This window comes from Pseudoramibacter faecis (assembly GCF_036289405.1).
Taxonomy (GTDB): Bacteria; Bacillota; Clostridia; order Eubacteriales; family Eubacteriaceae; genus Pseudoramibacter; species Pseudoramibacter faecis.
This window is the reverse complement of record NZ_JAYFFI010000001.1, coordinates 316,773-334,469: the sequence shown is the minus strand read 5'-3', so window position 1 is coordinate 334,469 and position 17,697 is coordinate 316,773. Positions and strand designations below refer to the sequence as shown.

General features: G+C 56.6%; 16 protein-coding genes and 1 other RNA gene. 14 read left to right on the top strand and 3 right to left on the bottom strand.

Features of this window, described 5'->3' with window-relative positions:
- The first annotated feature begins 1 nt into the window (after nucleotide 1).
- The 6 genes from V3C63_RS01515 (at nucleotide 2) to V3C63_RS01490 (ending at nucleotide 4,786) form a co-directional block, all read left to right on the top strand.
- Nucleotides 2-211, top strand: a complete 210-nt coding sequence (locus V3C63_RS01515; RefSeq protein ID WP_329886050.1) for a FeoB-associated Cys-rich membrane protein — start codon at nucleotides 2-4, stop codon at nucleotides 209-211.
- Nucleotides 212-665: 454 nt separating this feature from the next.
- Nucleotides 666-875 (top strand): FeoA family protein, encoded by a 210-nt coding sequence (locus tag V3C63_RS01510; protein ID WP_040639942.1) that lies wholly within the window; start codon nucleotides 666-668, stop codon nucleotides 873-875.
- A gap of 280 nt (nucleotides 876-1,155) precedes the next feature.
- Nucleotides 1,156-1,434: a DUF6110 family protein gene (locus V3C63_RS01505; protein ID WP_329886049.1), complete on the top strand. Its 279-nt coding sequence runs from the start codon at nucleotides 1,156-1,158 to the stop codon at nucleotides 1,432-1,434.
- Between the two features lie 9 nt (nucleotides 1,435-1,443).
- Nucleotides 1,444-3,534: a heavy metal translocating P-type ATPase gene (locus tag V3C63_RS01500; protein WP_329886048.1), complete on the top strand. Its 2,091-nt coding sequence runs from the start codon at nucleotides 1,444-1,446 to the stop codon at nucleotides 3,532-3,534.
- Between the two features lie 229 nt (nucleotides 3,535-3,763).
- Nucleotides 3,764-4,195: a flavodoxin gene (locus tag V3C63_RS01495; RefSeq protein WP_329886047.1), complete on the top strand. Its 432-nt coding sequence runs from the start codon at nucleotides 3,764-3,766 to the stop codon at nucleotides 4,193-4,195.
- Between the two features lie 36 nt (nucleotides 4,196-4,231).
- Nucleotides 4,232-4,786, top strand: coding sequence for a DUF3793 family protein (locus V3C63_RS01490; protein ID WP_329886046.1), 555 nt, complete (start codon nucleotides 4,232-4,234; stop codon nucleotides 4,784-4,786).
- 61 nt (nucleotides 4,787-4,847) lie between these two features.
- Here V3C63_RS01490 and V3C63_RS01485 read toward each other — a convergent pair whose 3' ends face one another.
- A complete protein-coding gene (locus V3C63_RS01485; RefSeq protein WP_329886045.1) occupies nucleotides 4,848-5,873 on the bottom strand; it encodes an LCP family protein in 1,026 nt (341 codons plus the stop codon).
- A 185-nt stretch (nucleotides 5,874-6,058) separates the two neighbouring features.
- Here V3C63_RS01485 and V3C63_RS01480 point away from each other — a divergent pair, with 185 nt between their 5' ends.
- Both V3C63_RS01480 and V3C63_RS01475 read left to right on the top strand, forming a co-directional pair.
- A complete protein-coding gene (locus tag V3C63_RS01480; protein ID WP_329886044.1) occupies nucleotides 6,059-6,286 on the top strand; it encodes a hypothetical protein in 228 nt (75 codons plus the stop codon).
- 230 nt (nucleotides 6,287-6,516) lie between these two features.
- Entirely contained in the window at nucleotides 6,517-8,055 is a 1,539-nt protein-coding gene (locus V3C63_RS01475; RefSeq protein WP_329886043.1) for an ICP22 family protein, read from the top strand.
- 193 nt (nucleotides 8,056-8,248) lie between these two features.
- On the opposite strand, the gene V3C63_RS01470 is transcribed toward V3C63_RS01475, so the two are convergent.
- On the bottom strand, nucleotides 8,249-9,499 hold the full coding sequence (locus V3C63_RS01470; RefSeq protein ID WP_329886042.1) for a glycosyltransferase family 2 protein: 1,251 nt from the start codon (nucleotides 9,497-9,499) through the stop codon (nucleotides 8,249-8,251).
- A gap of 289 nt (nucleotides 9,500-9,788) precedes the next feature.
- Between V3C63_RS01470 and V3C63_RS01465 the strand changes: the two genes are divergently transcribed.
- Both V3C63_RS01465 and V3C63_RS01460 read left to right on the top strand, forming a co-directional pair.
- A complete protein-coding gene (locus tag V3C63_RS01465) occupies nucleotides 9,789-10,448 on the top strand; it encodes an ECF transporter S component (RefSeq protein ID WP_329886041.1) in 660 nt (219 codons plus the stop codon).
- 109 nt (nucleotides 10,449-10,557) lie between these two features.
- Nucleotides 10,558-12,228 (top strand): DEAD/DEAH box helicase, encoded by a 1,671-nt coding sequence (locus V3C63_RS01460; protein WP_329886040.1) that lies wholly within the window; start codon nucleotides 10,558-10,560, stop codon nucleotides 12,226-12,228.
- Nucleotides 12,229-12,370: 142 nt separating this feature from the next.
- On the opposite strand, the gene V3C63_RS01455 is transcribed toward V3C63_RS01460, so the two are convergent.
- On the bottom strand, nucleotides 12,371-12,745 hold the full coding sequence (locus V3C63_RS01455) for a desulfoferrodoxin family protein (protein WP_425355316.1): 375 nt from the start codon (nucleotides 12,743-12,745) through the stop codon (nucleotides 12,371-12,373).
- Between the two features lie 130 nt (nucleotides 12,746-12,875).
- Here V3C63_RS01455 and V3C63_RS01450 point away from each other — a divergent pair, with 130 nt between their 5' ends.
- The 4 genes from V3C63_RS01450 (at nucleotide 12,876) to V3C63_RS01435 (ending at nucleotide 17,525) form a co-directional block, all read left to right on the top strand.
- Entirely contained in the window at nucleotides 12,876-13,544 is a 669-nt protein-coding gene (locus tag V3C63_RS01450; RefSeq protein ID WP_329886039.1) for an NUDIX hydrolase, read from the top strand.
- 46 nt (nucleotides 13,545-13,590) lie between these two features.
- An RNA gene (gene ffs, locus V3C63_RS01445) (signal recognition particle sRNA large type) lies at nucleotides 13,591-13,858 on the top strand.
- 219 nt (nucleotides 13,859-14,077) lie between these two features.
- Nucleotides 14,078-15,247, top strand: coding sequence for a 1-propanol dehydrogenase PduQ (locus V3C63_RS01440; RefSeq protein WP_329886038.1), 1,170 nt, complete (start codon nucleotides 14,078-14,080; stop codon nucleotides 15,245-15,247).
- 106 nt (nucleotides 15,248-15,353) lie between these two features.
- Nucleotides 15,354-17,525 carry an ATP-dependent helicase gene (locus V3C63_RS01435; protein WP_329886037.1) on the top strand — a complete coding sequence of 724 codons (2,172 nt, stop codon included), beginning with the start codon at nucleotides 15,354-15,356 and terminating at the stop codon, nucleotides 17,523-17,525.
- Nucleotides 17,526-17,697 lie beyond the last annotated feature (172 nt).

The following is a 17,697-nucleotide window of genomic DNA, read 5'->3' as shown; positions in this document are numbered from 1 at the left end:
AATGCTTGGAACCATTATCGTCGGACTCATTGTTCTCGCGGTGGTAGCCGCTGCCGTCCGGTCTTTGCATAAAACCCTGAAAAACGGCGGGAACCTCCAATGTGGGGATTGTGCCTCGACAGGAAACTGTCATGGCGAATGTCATTCCGGACCGACGCCGGAACAGCGGGCGTGGCTTGACGGCTACGCTCAAAAGAAGAAAGCTTCTTAAATGAATTAGCTTTCCCTGTGGTTAAAATCCACATGATATATAAACGCAGACCTCACGGTCTGCCCTCCTTCTTTGATGATTTAGGGAAAGACAAATGCCAAATGCCATAGCCGGAACAAAAACTGGTTCAGTAGTGCAGTTCCAGCGGGAGGCCGGGTTATCTAATACCGAAACGATTCGGTTCCTCTTCTTTCAGCTCGCCCGGCGTCCATTTTCCGAAAAAAGATTTACCATAGATCCGGGAAGTCGGTTGTGGTTTGCGGCAAAGAAGACTGTCAGTCGGATCCTGTTGATGTGAAACTCGAAAAAGTAGTGCATTTTCGGGCGGAACAAATGATGCGGGGGACGCTGGCAGTTTTCTTGTTTGTAGTGTTTTGCGGCGCCGTTTAACACCGCGCGTTGCCAGATCAAAAGAAGAAGTGCGCATGAAAATGAAGAGGAACGGGAGGAAGACATGCCTTTATCATTGGCTGATCTCAACACAGAATATCAAATTAAATTCATTCGCGGCAAAGACGAAGTGATCAAACACATGAATGATCTCGGCTTCGTGCTCGGCGCGACGGTCAAGCCGATCCAGAAGCTGGGGGGCAATCTGATCGTCCAGATCAAGGAAAGCCGCGTCGCCATCGACAAATCGATGGCGGATAAAATCATCGTTTAATCGCGGCCCAAGCGGGCGGCTTTCACAGAAGGTCGGTTTGCCATGGGCAACTAAAAAGTAATGTTAAAATTATAATTCGGAAAAACTAGTTGCGCCTTGGTTAGTTAGAAAAAACTGAAGCCTTAACCGATAAAAAACAGTTGAAGCTAAGCTTTGACAGGGATTCAAACAGATGCTAATATAATTTCATCGGGAAAGAAAACGCAGGGAATGTAGCAAATAAAGAAGGCATCATTTAAAATATTGCGTTGCCCGAAATTCATAAGAACAGGTGAAAGACATGAAAGTAAGCAAAACAAAAATCGGTTATTTTGTAGGCGGTTTAGTATTCGGCACGGCGGGGCTGGCCATTTTGGCCAGCAAGGAAGCCAAGAAGGTTTATACCGTCTGCACGGCGGCGGCGCTGCGCGCCAAAGACTGCGTGCTCGACAAAGTGGCGGAGGTTCAGTCCGGCGCCGGCGATGTTGTGGCCGAGGCCAAGGAAGTGAACGAACGAAAAGCGGCCGAAAAGGCGGCAAGGCTTCACACAAAGGAAGAAACGACGGAAGCGGCCGAATAAGGGCGGGCGATGGAAAAGTTTTTAATTGCCCACGACATTCGCGGCCGCATGCGGGTGCGCCTGCCCTATCCCGTCAGCTTTCGGGAGGCCGACGCCATTCGCTGGGTGCTCATGCGAACCGACGGGATTGACGACGTCAAAATCATGATCCGCACCGCCGATATCGTCGTGTTTTATCACGGGGATCGGGCAAGGGTCATCCGCGCCCTTGAGGGCATTGACCTTTCAAACCAGGCTTTAATCGAAAAGGCGCCGGATTCCGGGCTCGAGATTTCCTCTCGCTATTGGGATAAAATGGTCTCGGCCGTGGCCGGCCGCGTGTTGCGCTGGGCGTTTTTACCCGTGGGGATTCGCGAGGCGCTGGCCGTGATCAACGCGCTGCCCTATATCGTCAAAGGGGTTAAAGCCCTTTTTAGCGGCAAGGGGCCGACGGTGGAGGTGCTCGACGCGTCGGCGTTAACTGCGGCTATTGTTACCGCGGATTTTAAAACGGCAAGCTCGGTGAGCTTTTTGCTGAAGATCGGCGAAATCCTCGAAGAATGGACCTATAAAAAGTCCGTTTCCGATTTGGCCAATTCCATGGCGTTAAACGTCGGAAAGGTCTGGACCGTTCAGCCTGACGGCAGCAGTGTGGAAACCGACATCGATGAGGTTCAGGTGGATGATCTGATCCGCGTGGAAGTCGGCTCGATGATTCCGCTGGACGGAACGGTTGCTGTCGGCGAGGCCATGGTCAACCAGGCGGCGATGACCGGGGAATCGGTTCCCGTCCGCAAGGCAGCGGAAAGCACGGTTTACGCCGGGACCGTCGTGGAGGAAGGCAGCCTGACCATCCGGGTGAGGACGGCGATGGGGGAAACCCGCTACGAAAAAATCATCGGAATGATTGAGGATTCGGAAAAGCTCAAATCCGAAGCCCAAGGCCGGGCCGAAAACTTAGCGGATCGACTGGTGCCCTACACCTTTGCCGGAGCTTTGCTGACGGGCCTTTTGACCCGCAACGTCACCAAGGCGGTCTCCGTTTTGATGGTGGATTATTCCTGTGCGCTCAAATTGTCGGTGCCTATTGTGGTGCTCTCCGGCATGCGGGAGGCCAGCAGCCATCACATCACGGTGAAAGGCGGCAAGTTCCTGGAGAATGTTGCGAAGGCCGACATGATCATTTTCGATAAAACCGGAACCCTCACCAAAGCAACCCCCACGCTGAAAGAGGTGGTGGTGACCGACGGCCGCTCTGAAACGGAAATGCTGCGCATTGCGGCATGCTTGGAAGAGCATTTCCCTCATTCGATGGCGAACGCGGTGGTTCGCGGCGCCGAGGAACGGGGCATCACCCACGAGGAAATGCATTCCAAGGTGGAATATATTGTGGCTCACGGCATTGCCTCAACCATTGACAGCGAGCGCGTCGTCATCGGCAGCCATCACTTTGTCCTCGAGGATGAAGCCATTCACGTCAGCGAAAAAGCCCAGGCTATTTTGGACGGCCTCTCGCCCTATTATTCCCATCTTTATCTGGGGATCAACGGCGAGCTGACGGCGGTCATCTGCATCGAGGATCCGCTGCGGGCAGAGGTGCCCGACGTGGTGGGCAGGCTCAAGGGGGCCGGTGTCGGCAAAATTGTCATGATGACGGGGGACAGCGAAAGAACGGCCAAAGCCATCGCGGCCAAAGCCGGCCTGAGTGAATATCACGCAGAGGTGCTGCCGGAAGACAAGGCCCGCTATGTCGAGGCGGAAAAAACGCAGGGCCGCACGGTGATGATGGTCGGCGACGGGATTAACGATTCGCCGGCGCTTTCGGCGGCAGATGTGGGCGTCGCCATCGCAGAGGGTGCGGACATTGCCCGGGAAATAGCGGACGTGACCATTTCCGAGGACGATTTATACCAGCTGGTGGTGCTCAAGCAATTGGCCAATCGGCTGATGAATCGTCTGACGAACAACCGCCGTTTTATTGTTGGCTTTAATACGGCCATCATTTTCGGCGGGGTTTTCGGCATCTTCATGCCGGGATTGGCTGCGATTTTGCACAATTCATCCACGGTGGGCATCTGCCTGTACAATATGACCAGTGTATTAAAGGATGACGCGGCTTAAGCCGTGCGGCATCCGGACGCGCCAGTGTGTCCATCCCAAAAAAAGCGTTTGTCTTTCCCGATTTTCGGGAAAGACAAGATTTTACTAAGAAAGTTAGTATAAACTAAATAATCGAAGCGCGGGAGCGGCATTTCGAGATCGAGCGATTCGGAATGCTATTTTAATCAGCCTATTCTGTTAGAAAAATCTAACATAGGGTATAAATTTCATTGGAGAAAGGAAGAAAAAAATGAGTAAAGCAGCATTAGTATTTTGGAGCGGCACCGGCAACACGGAAGCTATGGCAGACGCTGTGGAAGCGGGCATCAAAGCCGGCGGCGCGGAGGTCGAAGTTTTTCAGGCGGCGGATTTTGACAGCAGCAAGGTGGCTGAATTTGACGGCATCGCTTTCGGTTGCCCGTCGATGGGAGCCGAACAGCTGGAAGAATCCGAAATGCAGCCGATGTTCGACGACGTGAAAGATAGCCTGAGCGGCAAGAAAATCGTGCTCTTCGGCTCTTATGGCTGGGGGGACGGCGAATGGATGCGCACCTGGGAAGACGATTGCGCCGATGCCGGTGCCGACCGCGTGGCCGATTCCGTGATCTGCAACGAAACCCCGGATGATGAGGGCAAGGCGGAATGCAAGGCCCTGGGTGAAGCGCTGGCAAAAGCCCTTTAAGGGGGCTGCAGCCGATTCGCCAGGTTAAAGAAAGTCATGTCGGATATTCAGCTGATTCGTAATTGTGCGCCGACGCTGGCCGGCCTGAAAGTCGGCAGCTTGTTTAATGCCGGCGGCAGCAAGGCGGAAGTGGATCGGGTGATTTTGCGCTGGAATGCGGTGCTGGGCCCCAAGGGGGTCTGGGCGCGGTGTCTGCGCAGGAGCCGGGACCGCGCGCTGATTTACGTTTATCGTCCCAAGGCACTTTGCGCCCATCTGGACACGCGGGCGGCGCGTCGGTTTCTGGCGCATTACGGCTATCCGGCGGACGCCGCAGCAGATCCGGAGCGGCTCATCGCCCATTTGACAGCGCGGTTGAAGTCCGAAGCGCATTTTCCCCACGAGATCGGCCTGTTTTTAGGCTATCCTTTGGAGGACGTCGCCGGGTTTGTGGTTCATCGCGGGCGCCAATGCAAATGCGTGGGCTGCTGGAAGGTATACGGCGACGAAGTCTCAGCTCAAAAGCGCTTTCAGATCTATAAATCCTGCACCCGTCATTTTTGCAGAAGCTACCGCAGCGGATTCACCGTGGATCGGCTGACAGTGGGATAATTCACATCATAAAACGCCCCGTCCGGGTTAACCGGGCGGGGCGTTTTCGCGCGCGATGCTTTTAATAAGGCCAGACATTTCGGATGTGCGCGCTGATGCTCGTGGCCGCATCGGAAGGGGTGTAGTCCTCTTCGTAGATAAAGTTGTGCAGCGCGATGATATTGTTTTCCAGCGTCTTGGGGAAGACATAGGAAACACCGCGGAGCATGCCCACGGAGGCCAGGTTGCTGTCGGGAATCTGCTGCTGCTTGATGCCGGCGCCGCGGATCAGTGCGACATTGAAGAGATATTTGAAGATCTCGCGGCCGGACATCGAGGTGTGGACATAGGGCTTGACGGCCTTATAAAGCTTATACTGCTTGATCAGGCTGAGTTTTTTGGCCTTTGCAAAAACCTGATTGAGGACGGCGCGTTGACGCTGGGTGCGTTCGAAATCGCCGTTGCCCACGTGGCGGATGCGGGCATAGGCCAGGGCTTGAACCCCGTTGAGTTTTTGGGCGCCGATGCCGCGGACAGGACCCGAAGCGGCGTGGCCGGAGACGTTGGCGTTGATGTCGCCGACATTGGCGTTGAGACTTTCGCGTTCGGCCTCGGATTTAATGTCGACCTTGACCCCGCCGACGGCGTCCACCATTTTAATGACGCAGGTGAAGTCGACGACGACGTAGTCGGTCATCGCGGTGTCGAAGTTGCGGTTGACGGTTTTGAGCGCCAGGGCGGCGCCGTTTTCTATTTTTTGGTCGTCGTCGGCGCCGCCGGCCGATCCGTAGGAATAGGCCGCGTTGAGTTTGCCATAGCCGTGGCCGGGAATCGAGACATAGGAATCCCGGAGAATGGAGCTGATCTTCAGCGATTTATGTTCAAAATCGCCGGAGAGAATCATGAGGGTGTCGGATCGGGAGCCGTCGACGTTGTTGCGGCCGTCCGTTCCGAGGAGCAGCACGCTGCGGATGCGGTGCCTGCGGGCCTGGGCTGCGGCCTCGGCGCTGATGCCGTATTTGTCGCTGGCAAAAACCAGCGGCTTGGTGCGCGTCAATAGGAAATAGCCGACGCCGATGGCGGCGACCAAAATCAGAAGGAAGGTCAACAGGCCGCGCCGGTGGGCCTTCAAAAAGGAAGGGCGGCGTTTGGCGGGGGGCAGCCTGCGGGACGGACGTCGTCCGTTCGGCGGAAGCTGCCCGTCGCGCCTGGGCAGGGGCCTGCGGCCTTGGGCAGAGACGGGCCGTGAAGTGTTTCGCGGGGAACGGGGCCGTTGGCCGGAGACCGCGCGTGATGATGCCGGCCGCTGGCGTTTGCGCCGGGCAGGGGCATCATTGGTGCGCCGCGGAGCCGGCCGGCGGTAATCGCCTGCAGCCGGGCGTTGGGGCGGCGTCTGCGCGGTTTTTTGCCGGCGTCCGGTGCCGGTCGTCCGGGAAGCCGGCTGATCGTTGCGGACTTGACGGGAAGTTCTTTTGCGTGGTTGATCCAAAATTGTATTACTCCAAATCTAGTAAGTATTGAAAAAGAATGGCCCTTATTATATCATGAATTGTCAATATTGTGGACAGAAACGGGTTTAAATCGGAAAATTTAGCCGAAATTACAAGTAGGATTATACATTTCAGGTGGCTTCTGATATAATAAAAACAATTTAGTTTCAGATTTCAATTTAAATAATATCCGGGAATGTGTTCGGCAGCGGTCTGCCGGGCGGATTTGAACCGTTAAAACTTGCCAAATAAGGAGAAATTATGTCACACAAAGAAGAGGGACTGGGGCGTCTTTTTATTCTGGACTGCGTTGCGATTGTGATTGCCGTTTTCGGCATGCTCGCTCTGTCCGGCATTAAGGAGGGCGTTGAAATTCGCGGCGACCTCATCATTATTTTATTATTTATGACGGGCATTCGCCTGATCATCATGGCTTTGGCCGACTTCACCGGGGCTGCCAAACGTTTTTGGATCGCCGGATTGTTCATCCTGCTGGCAGAACTCGTGGTGATCGCGGTGGAATACCTGATGGCCTTCGGCATCTCGATTCGTTTGCTTTTGATGACGGCCGCGGCAGATTTTGCACTCGTCGTCGCGGTGCACATTTTCTGGGGCAAACGCCAGAAAAAACAATCGGAAGCGGAGGATGAAACGGCCAAAAAGCCGAACTGGCTGCTGCGCGGCTCCGTGCTCGAGGATGACGTGCCGGCTGTGCAGGCAGCGGATCCGGATGAAACGGCGGAGGCGATAACGTCCGATGCCGCATTTCGATTCGACGGCGGTTTGGAGGATGAAACGGTTGATCTTTTCGAAGAGGAGGATTCGCTGTTTGAGCCGGAAACGGTCGCCAAAGCGCAAAGCGCCCCCGAAGATGAGGGCGACGCCTTTGACGGCATCGGCGGTTTTTTCGCCGGGCGGGAAGACGAGGCCGCAGTGCCGGCGGCAGCCGGCGCATCGGAGACGGAAGCGCCTGAAGAGGCCGTTCGATTCGACGGCGGTTTGGAGGATGAAACGGTTGATCTTTTCGAAGAAGAGGATTCGCTGTTTGAGCCGGAAACGGTCGCCAAAGTGCAAAGCGCTCCCGAAGATGAGGGCGACGCCTTTGACGGCATTGAAGCGTCCAGCTCTTTTGAAACGCCGGAACCCACAGCCCTTAAAGAGGAGCCTGAAACGGCGGGCGTCTTTAGAAACGAGGCCAATTTTGAAACGGCGGAATCTGTCGAATCTGCCGAGGCGGCTGAAATATCCGCAGAACCTGAAAAACCCGTGGCCGCACCGGAACCGATTGCCGTGGAGGCGCCTGAAGAAGCCGCGGCAGTATCAGGAGACATCAGCGAGGCGGAGGCCGAACTGGACCGATTTATTGACATGGTGAGCGATCCGGCGACGGACCGCGAAACGTTCGCGGCGGTCACACGGTCATTTTGCGACAGTCTGTACAGGCTGCCGCAGAAGACGGCAGATCCGGCTATTCTCGAAGCGGGGGCCAATCTGGCCGGACAGCTGAGCTTTGTGACCAAACGGGACCATTTAAACGATGCGATCGTCGACGGGCTCATCCGCATCGCCCAGCTGTTTAATTGCCCGCCGACTGAACCCGCGGCCAAACGGCCGGCCTCAGTCGATATCAGCGCGGACAGACGGACGGTTTCGGCCAGCCGCGTGCCGGAAAGCAAACACGCCGTGGACGTGTCCGAGGGGGAAGTGATCTTGGACAACGGGGATTCGGAGATCATTATCCGCGAGGAAGATCTGGAAGCGATCCGCCGTTATATGGCAGCGCATAACGATTCAAACTGAGTCTTTAAAATGATAAAAATATCAACACAAAGCAAGCCTCGCGGCGCACCCAAAGCGTGTCCGGCCGCGGGGCGTTTTAATGCTTGCATTCAAGAAAAGACGCGGCGCCGTGCCGGTCGCCGAGGCGAACGGCGTCCAAAAACGCGCAATAAAAAAGCACCGTCCGCCGCGGTGCTTGGTGAGCGTTTTGTGTTTATTCGGCGTTTTCCATTGGGAGCTGCTTGAGTTGAATATTGTGGGTGTGCGCAATGGGCTCCCAGGTAGTCAGCGGTTGCAGGATGCACGCCACGTTGATGACCATCCAGGACGTCAGCCAGAACCAGAAAGAGACAAAAGCAGACCGCTTCACAAAATGAATAGGGTGCTTTTCGAGCTTGACCAACCAGAGCGAAAAGAGAACCGTCAGGATAACGCCGCCGATACCGGAGAGAACCGTCGTTTCCAAGTCGGAAAAGTTTTGCAGGTTGATGGCAAGCATGGCCGTGATGATAAAGGTGACGACAGAAAAGATCGCCTGAAAAACCTGCACCAGGGGAGCCGCCAAATATAAAATCATGTCCATGCAGGCCCAGCGCTTGGTCTGGCAAAATTGGTGCCACAGCCGGGGCGCATATTGGGTAAAGCATTGAACGGTGCCGGTGGACCAGCGCATCCGCTGTTTCCAGGAGGCGCCGAAGGTTTCCGGCACTTCGTCATAAATTTTGGCTTCCGGCACCCAGGCGACGCGACGCCCCTTGATGATGTTTTGGGTCGTGAATTCGATGTCTTCCGTCAGGGTGAAGGTGCGGAAACCGCCGTCCTTTAAAACGTCGGCAGCGATCATGAAGCCGGTGCCGTTGAGCAAGGCGCTCAGCCCGCAATGGGTGCGCGCCAGATTGAGGAAGCGGTCAATGGTGTAATAGAAAATCGTCTGGGAGCCGGACACCCAGGAGGATACTGGATTTTTGCCCTCGCGATAGCCCTGGGCCATGACTTCGCCGGCGCACAGGGCGTTGTTCATTCCGGAAAAGAAGTGGGGATCGACCAGGTTGTCGGCGTCAAAGACGCAAAAGCCGTCATAGCTGTCGTTCTGTAAAAGAATCGCGTCGAAGAATTCCTCGAGGGCAGCGCCCTTGGAACGCACGGCGCGGCTGCAGGCGTAGGTTTTGGCACCGTGAGCCCGGGCCACCGCTTCCGTATTGTCGGTGCAATTATTCGGCAGCACATAAGTATCGACCAGATCCCGGGGATAATCCTGGTCCCGCAGCGAGTCAATCAGATTGCCGATAACCTCGGCCTCGTTGCGGGCGGCGATAACTGCGGCAAAACGATTTTTTGGAGCGGATTCCGGATAGGTCCGGTGGCGCCGGAGCCCCATCAGCCCGATCACGAGAAAATACACGCCGTAAAGCGTGAAGGGCACGCCTAAAATGAAAAGCATGGTTAAAACAGAATTTTGAATCATAATCGCCTCGTTCTTTCATCTTTTCCCTATGCGTTAAAAAATCACAGCGCAAGGCCGCAATTTTCTGCATTTCATTTTAGCATCATCCTCGGGAAATGGCAAGAATTCCCGGGTTTTCGGCGGCGCGATAAAGTTTAAAATAAGATTTAAAAAGCGGAGGGTCTGTGCTAAAATAGAAAAATCAGAAGATCTCTTGACAAGGATAAGAAGGGTTGAGAGGCTTTTGATGAGTTGACAGACGCTTCATTCTCGCCGATGCGCAAGGAGAAGAGGCAGTTGGAGGTAAAAAATGCAGACGCAATCCCGTATTGAAAATCGCGGCCCGGCGCACGACACGCGCTGGATGGTGACCATCGCCTTGCTCGCGGCCATTATTCTGGTGATGTCGTTCACGCCGCTGGGGCTCATCCCCCTGCCGTTTATCAAGGCATCGACCCTGCAGATCCCGGTGATCATCGGAGCGATTCTGCTGGGGCCGCTGGCCGGCGGTATTTTGGGAGCGGTATTCGGTATCTGCTCGATGATTAACAACACCATCGCGCCGACGGCGATGAGCTTTGCCTTTTCGCCGGCGCTGGCGAGCAGCCCGGCGGGAGCGGTCAAGGCGATTTGGATCGCCGTGGGCTGCCGCATCATGATCGGCGTGATCGCCGGCTGGCTGTGGACGGGTCTGAGAAAGACAAAGCTTAACCAGTTTGTGGCGCTGCCGATCACCGGCTTTGCCGGCGCCATGACCAACACCGTCTTTGTGATGGGCAGCATCTATCTGCTGTTGGCCGGGCAATACGCGGCGACCAACAACCAGCCGATGGCGGCGGTGTTCGGACTGATCATGGGGGTAGTTGGCGCCAACGGGGTGCCGGAGGCCATCATTTCGGCCGTTTTGGTGACCATCATCGGCAAGGCATTGCTCACTTTGTTCAAACAGAACAAACGGAAAAATAAATAAATCAGTTTTTGAGGTCAGGCGGGCTTTAAAAGGCCCGCCGCTTTTGCGTTTATGCCCGGAGGCAAGCGCGAATGAAAGGTAAGAAAAAATTAATATGAAAGAAGGATCTATGGAATTTAACACGTTAGCGGTGGATCGGCGATTATTGGACGCGGTGGCCCGAATGGGCTTTACGGAGATGACGGCCATTCAGACACAGGCCATCCCCAAACTTTTGGCCGGCAAGGACATTATCGGGCGTTCCCAGACGGGGACGGGCAAGACCCTGGCCTTTGCCATTCCGGCGGTGCAGAAGGTGGACCCGGCAGTGGGCCGGCCCCAGGTGCTGATCCTGCTGCCGACCCGGGAACTGGCGCTCCAGGTGGCCGGCGAATTTGAAAAACTTTTGGCCTGCTCGGAGGGGGTGGCCATTGCGGCCGTGTTTGGCGGCGCGTCGATGCCGAAGCAGATCCACGCCCTCAAGGGCGGCGCGCAGATCGTCGTCGGCACGCCGGGGCGCATCATGGATCACCTGCGGCGGGGAACGCTGCGCTTCGACGCGATGCAGATGGTGGTGCTCGACGAAGCGGACGAAATGCTCGATATGGGCTTTCGCGAAGACATCGAGGCGATTTTGGATCGGGTGGACCATCCGGTGCAGACGGCGCTGTTTTCGGCGACGATGCCGGCCCCGATCACCAAAATGGCCAGACTCTATCAGCGCGATCCGGAAACGGTGGCCATCGCGCCGAAGAACATGGTGGCCGCAGGCATCGAGGAACGTTATTATGGCATTGTGGACGGGCAGAAGTTCGAGGCCCTGACCCGGCTTTTGGCCGTGTACCGGCCGCGGCGGGCGCTGATTTTCTGCAACACGAAAAAATACGTGGACGAGCTGACCAACGCCCTGCAGGACCGGGGATATTCGGCGGATAAAATCCACGGTGACATGCGTCAGGAAGCCAGGCTTGCCGTGCTGCGCCGCTTCACCGAGGGGCGGCTGGCCATCTTGGTGGCGACGGACGTGGCGGCCCGGGGCATCGACGTGGACGACGTGGACATCGTGTTTAATTACGACGTGCCGGACAACGAGGAATATTATGTGCACCGCATCGGGCGCACCGGGCGCGCCGGCAAAAGCGGCCTGTCGCTGACCCTCGCCCGCAGACGGGATCAGTACCGGCTGAAAAAAATCACCCGCTACACCCACAAACCCATCGAGCCGGCGACCATTCCTTCCCGGGATAAAATCAACGACCTCCGGATCGACGCCTTCAAGACTCGCTTTGGCGAATTGGTGAACGACGACAGCGATATGCCCCGCTATCTTCAGGTGGTGGATGAGCTGGCGGCGCAGGGGTTCGAGATGCGCTATGTGGCGGCGGTGCTCCTGCGCGAACACCTGTCCCTCAAGCATGACGATCGGGACATTAACCTGGCGCTGACGGAGGAAAAGCGCGGCCGGCGCGAAGCCGAGAAAGGCGCCCGGCGCAAACGCCGCCCCTATTTCGGCCCGGCGGAAACCACGAAGGTTTTCATCGGTGTGGGCAAAAAGGACGGCGCCAAAAAGCGGGATGTGCTCGGGGCGATTTGCGGGGAGTCGGGCATTGCCTCCGGCGCTGTGGGCGAGATTGCGATGTACGGTCATTTCACCTATGCAGCCATCGATTCGGCACTGGCCGGCCAGGTCGTGCGCAAGCTGAACGGTGCGGCCATCGCCGGCAAGCGCGTCGGTGTGGAAATCGCAGGGCAGAAGCTCGGCGGCAAACGCCGCCGCAAGGGCGCCAAGCGCCGGCATTAAGCGGCAAAAAAACCGCGGGCTCAAGATCTTGAGCCCGCGGGTTTTCTTTTGGGCCGGCATCGGCAGAATCCCTTGACGTCCAACGATAAAAAATAAAAAACCCCAACCTTAGCGTTGGGGGTTTTTTAGAAATGGGGAGCGTTTATGCCTCAGCCTTCCACAGGCCGTGCAGGTTGCAGTATTCGTAAGCGGCGACGAGTTTGTCACCGGCGGTCAGTGCAAAGCTGGCCTTCGGCGCTTCGCCGGGCTTCAGGTATTTTACCTGGACGCCCTGTTCGGTTTCGATGGCGATCCACTGAATATAGTGTTTTTCGAGCATCGGGTGTTCCACAGAGCCGACCACCACGTCGACGGCAGCGCCGTTAGCGGTGATCACCGGCACATGCTTTTCGGTGGCAGCGTCGGTGGTGTTGGCCGTCAGTTCGGCCATGGGTTCGCCGCAGCATTCCGGCGTGCAGTCAGCATCAATCAGCGTATAAACCATTTTGTTGGATTTGGTGCATTTATAAATTTTCATCGTGTTCCTCCTCAGCAGTGTATCATTTAATTTATAATCATTATAGAAGATGCCCTTTTAAAAGTCAAAGGATTTTTGAAATTGATTTCAAAATTTAATCGTGATACAATAAATTTTAAAGGAGTGCGCCATGACGATAAAAAATAACGCGAAGCGGCCGAATGCCGCCGGCCAGGACCAAGTGCGGCTGGAAAGATGGTTGATCTGGGCCAGAACCCTTCAGGCGGAGGCGCAAAGCGGCCTGGCCTATGCGAAAAATCCCTTCGATATCGAACGCTATGAACGGATGCGGGATTTATCGGTGGAGATCATGAACGAATATTCTCAGGCGGGGGCGGATCGCGTGCGCAAAATGTTTGCCGGCGAAAGCGGCTATCAAACGCCGAAGGTGGATGTCCGGGGAGCGGTGGTGGAAGACGGGAAAATCCTGCTCGTGCAGGAAAAGCTCAACGACGGGCGCTGGTCATTGCCCGGCGGCTGGGCGGATGTGGGCCTGTCTGTCAAGCAAAATATCGAGAAAGAGGTGCGCGAGGAAGCGGGACTGAATGCCCGGGCAACGCGGCTGGTGGCGATCTACGACTGGCTGAAGAGCATCCACGAGGCGCCCTTTTCGATGTATAAAATCATTATGCTCTGCGAAACGGACGGCGGGCATTTCGCAGAGAACAGCGAGACGGCCGATGCGGCCTTTTTTACACCGGACGCGCTGCCGCCGCTGACCCACAAAATCAGCGAGGAGATGATCGCCTGGTGTCTGGCCGCCGCGGCCGATCCCTGCTGGCAGCCTCGCATCGACTGAGCAGACGGCGCTTGACAAGGGAAACAAAATTCGATAAAATAAACAGACGCACTAGACGGAGAGGTAGCGGTGCTCTGTAACCTGCAATCCGCTGTAGCAGGGTTGAATTCCCCGGCGGAGGTGGCGGTGCTTGGAGCCTGTCCCCGGATAAGTGGCGTTGATGGTTGGACCCTGCGCAATAAGACCCTGCGAACCCTGTCAGGTCCGGAAGGAAGCAGCAGTAAACAGGCAATCTTGTGTGCCGCAGAATTCTCTAACCTGAGCAAACTGTCCGGGTAACGTCTGAACACGGCTGATCAACCCGGGGTGTGCGTTTTTATTTGGCGCTTTGGCGCTTTTTTTATGCCGTTTTTTAAACGGACGGTGCCGGCAAAGGATAAAAACGCACCTTCTTTGGCTAAATATTTGTCAGACCATTCACAGGCAACGGGGCCCCTGCTATAATAAAAATATCCCTTTGTGCGGTTAACAAAGGACTCAAAGAGATTCATACCATCAAACCGATAAAACAATTGAAATAAAAAGGGGAAATCATGAGCAAAATGGATACGGTTCGCCAGTTTCAGGTGAAGCCGAAAATATGGTATGGCATTGGCTCAGTCGCCAAGCTGGGCCAGCAGGGCTATCAAAAAGTTTGTATCGTTACCGACGAGGGCATGGTTCAATTCGGCCTGCTCAAGATGGTGACAGATGTGCTTGATGCGGCGGGCATCGAATACCATGTCTTTCCGGATGTGAAGCCGGATCCCTCCACGGATATTGTCGAAAAAGGCCTGACCCACATCCTGATGGACCGCCCGGATGTGCTGATCGCCCTGGGCGGCGGCTCATCCATCGATACCGCCAAGGGGATCATTTATTATACCTATCATTTCAAGGCGATGTTCACCGACAGGGAATACATTGTCAAACCGCAGTTTATCGCCATTCCCACCACTGCCGGCACCGGCTCGGAGGTGACGGAATACGCCGTGATTACCGACCAGAAAACCGGGACGAAAATCCCGTTGACCGACGACATCATGATGCCCGACGCGGCCATCCTTGATCCGAAACTGATTGAATCCGTTCCGGCGGGGGCTACGGCGGCCACGGGTCTTGACGTGTTGACCCACGCGGTGGAATCCTACGTGTCGACGGGCAACAATCCCTTCTCGCGCTGCTATGCGGCCAAGGCCTGCGAACTGGTCTTCAAGAGCCTGCTGCCCAGCTACGAAAATGGGCACGACCTCGATAACAAAGCCAGCATGCAGATCGCGTCGAGCATGGCGGGGATCGCCTTTAACAGCTCCGGCCTCGGCATGGCGCATGCCATCGCTCACGGTATCGGCGCCCAGTATCACCTGCCCCACGGTCTGGCCTGCGCCATGGCGCTGCCCTATGTCGTCGCCTTTAACGGCAAGGACGAGCGCGCCGAATATCTTTACAAGCGCTTGCTCGAATCCGTCGGAGAGCCGCAGGATGCCGGAGCATCGGCGGCAGCGACCTTTGTTCGCCTGATCTTTGAGCTTTGCGGCAAGCTTGGCATTCCAACCTGTCTGAAAGCCAGCAAGGCCGATACGGACAATTTTGCGGAAGTCCGGGACAAACTCATCGACCGTGCCATGGCGGACGCCACGCTGACCACCAATCCGGTGCAGCCGACCCGCGACGAAATGGGCGCCGTGGTCGACATGATTTATGCCGGCGTCGGATGCCGTTAGTCTTTTTCGCAGCTATTTTGGAGCCAATGATCGTTTTTTGATCATCGGCTTTTTTTAATGGGGCGATTTGGTGTAAAATAGGATTAAAAAAACGAGGAGTGACGCCGTGAGCCGTCAAAGAAAGACAACCCAGCATCCGCGCCCCGATTTGGGGGCTTTTTTGGCGCGCCATGGCCTGGCTCTCAACGCCCAGCAGATGGCGGCGGCCGCGCGGGTGGACGGGCCGACGCTGCTGCTTGCCGTGCCGGGCAGCGGCAAAACCACGGTGATCATCTGCCGGCTGGCCTATATGATTCAGGCATGCGGGATCCCGGCGGAGCATATCCTGAGCCTGACCTTCTCCCGGGCCGGGGCAGCGGATCTGTCAAATCGGTATCATCGGCTGTTTGGAGACGCCGGCGGGGGGCCTCGCTTCTCGACGATTCACAGCTTTGCGCTGAGGGTGATCCGCACCTACGAGCGGCGATACCGGCGTCGGGCCTTCGAGGTTCTCGACCAGACGCAGCCGGTGCTCCGAGAGATTTACAAACAGATTCACGGGACCTTTCCGACGGATGCCGATATGGCGGATATCGAATCGGCGCTGACCCTGGCCCGGAATCAAATGCTGAACGAGGAAGCTGTCGCGGCGCTGATGCCGGAGGCGGTGCACTTCCCGCAGATCCTCGCGCGCTATGAAGCCGCTAAAAAACGGCGGCGCGTCATGGATTTCGACGATATTTTGCGCTATGCCTACAGCCTGATGAAAAAATACCCAACTCTGCGGGCGGTTTTTGCCCGGCGCTACCGTTACATCAATCTGGACGAAGCCCAGGATACCTCGCCGCTGCAGTGGGCCATTCTGCGGCTTTTGACCGGGCCAAACGGCCATTTTTTTGTGGTGGGTGACGAAGATCAGAGCATCTACGGCTTTCGCGGGGCCTCGCCGGAGATGCTGCTGCATTTTAAAGACCATTACCCCCAGGCAAAGGTGCTTTTGATGGAAACGAATCACCGCAGCACGGCCGAGCTCGTCGCCGCGTCGGACCGGTTTATCGCGCTCAATCGCGCGCGCACGCCCAAACACATGGTCACGGACAACCCAAAAGGCGTGCCGCCGGTGCATCAATGGGTGAAGTCGGCCGAGGAAGGCCATCGCTTTTTGCTCGCGGCCGTTCGCAACGAAGGCAAGGAGACGGCGATTTTGTACCGCAACAACGAGTCGGCGCTGCCCCTGGTGGATCTGTTCGAGCGGGAGGGTGTGCGCTACCAGCTTAAAGAGCACCGGCCGCTGTTTTTTTCCCATTTCACGGTGCTGGACATTCGGGATTTCTTCGCCCTGGCCAAGGATCCGACGGATCGTGGGATCTTTGCACGTATTTATTACAAAATGGATTGCGGCCTCTCGCGGCAGCAGATGGCGGCGGTGATGCGGGCCCCGGCGGGACAAAACGTGTTTGAGGCGCTGCTGGCCCTGCCGGGGCTGCCCGAGTGGCTGACGGATAAAATCGTCGCCGAGGAAAAGGGATTCGCCCGGCTGAAGACGATGGCCCCGGGGCCGGGGATCCGCCTGATTTTGGACAAGTTGGGCTACGAGGCGCATCTTCAGTTTCGCATCGAGCGGGGCTACCGGGAAGAAAGCATTCGTCAGAAGCTGAAGATCATCCGGATTTTGGCCGGCCGCACCCAAACTCAGACGCAGTTTTTAGGCCGCCTGGACGAGCTGGCACAGATCGTTTCGTCGCAGGCATCCGAGCCCGCCGGCGGCGTGACCCTCTCGACCATTCACGCGAGCAAGGGCCTCGAGTTCGACAAGGTATATCTGATCGATGCGGTGGAGGGGGAATTTCCATCCCGGGCCGCGCTGGAGGATTCGCCGGAAGGGCGGGCGCTGTTCGCCGAGGAGGTGCGTCTGTTTTATGTCGGGGCGACCCGGGCCCGCCGGGAACTCGAATTTGTCTCGGTGGGCGGCTTCGATGCGCCGGCGGTTTCCCGCTTTGTGCGCCGCTATATGGGCGAGAAAGAAAAGCCCCAGCCAAAGAAAAAGCGCCGCAAAACCCTGGGGGAATTGGGCGCGGACTATCTGGCACAGATGCGCCGGGAAAAACGGCGCCGGCGCGGGACGTCGCGCAGCCGGCGCTGGCATCCGGGCGACGTGCTGATCCACAAGCGTTTCGGCCGGGGACAGATCGCGTCGGTGGCCGGTGGTGCCGCGGCGGTGCGCTTCGAGACGGCCGGCGAGAAGAAAATCGACCTGGCCCTTTGTGAGGCCCGGGGGCTCATCCGCAAAGGGCAATGATGCGGCCAGGCAAAAGATATAAAACCCATGTCAGTGATATACACCCAGAATCCTGGGCAAAAGACCATTCTTTATTTTGCTTTTTATGCTTTAAGGCTTCCGTCCTTTCGCATCCGCAATGCCCATCCACTCCCGAATGGGACTGTGAAAGCTCACTTCCTTATATTCCTTC

Excerpts from the sequence above, each read along its gene's own strand:
- V3C63_RS01515 (WP_329886050.1), top strand. The coding sequence starts at position 2 with ATGCTTGGAACCATTATCGTCGGACTCATTGTTCTCGCGGTGGTAGCC.
- V3C63_RS01510 (WP_040639942.1), top strand. The coding sequence starts at position 666 with ATGCCTTTATCATTGGCTGATCTCAACACAGAATATCAAATTAAATTC.
- V3C63_RS01505 (WP_329886049.1), top strand. The coding sequence starts at position 1,156 with ATGAAAGTAAGCAAAACAAAAATCGGTTATTTTGTAGGCGGTTTAGTA.
- V3C63_RS01500 (WP_329886048.1), top strand. The coding sequence starts at position 1,444 with ATGGAAAAGTTTTTAATTGCCCACGACATTCGCGGCCGCATGCGGGTG.
- V3C63_RS01495 (WP_329886047.1), top strand. The coding sequence starts at position 3,764 with ATGAGTAAAGCAGCATTAGTATTTTGGAGCGGCACCGGCAACACGGAA.
- V3C63_RS01490 (WP_329886046.1), top strand. The coding sequence starts at position 4,232 with ATGTCGGATATTCAGCTGATTCGTAATTGTGCGCCGACGCTGGCCGGC.
- V3C63_RS01480 (WP_329886044.1), top strand. The coding sequence starts at position 6,059 with ATGATGCCGGCCGCTGGCGTTTGCGCCGGGCAGGGGCATCATTGGTGC.
- V3C63_RS01475 (WP_329886043.1), top strand. The coding sequence starts at position 6,517 with ATGTCACACAAAGAAGAGGGACTGGGGCGTCTTTTTATTCTGGACTGC.
- V3C63_RS01470 (WP_329886042.1), bottom strand. The coding sequence starts at position 9,499 with ATGATTCAAAATTCTGTTTTAACCATGCTTTTCATTTTAGGCGTGCCC.
- V3C63_RS01465 (WP_329886041.1), top strand. The coding sequence starts at position 9,789 with ATGCAGACGCAATCCCGTATTGAAAATCGCGGCCCGGCGCACGACACG.
- V3C63_RS01460 (WP_329886040.1), top strand. The coding sequence starts at position 10,558 with ATGGAATTTAACACGTTAGCGGTGGATCGGCGATTATTGGACGCGGTG.
- V3C63_RS01455 (WP_425355316.1), bottom strand. The coding sequence starts at position 12,745 with ATGAAAATTTATAAATGCACCAAATCCAACAAAATGGTTTATACGCTG.
- V3C63_RS01450 (WP_329886039.1), top strand. The coding sequence starts at position 12,876 with ATGACGATAAAAAATAACGCGAAGCGGCCGAATGCCGCCGGCCAGGAC.
- V3C63_RS01440 (WP_329886038.1), top strand. The coding sequence starts at position 14,078 with ATGAGCAAAATGGATACGGTTCGCCAGTTTCAGGTGAAGCCGAAAATA.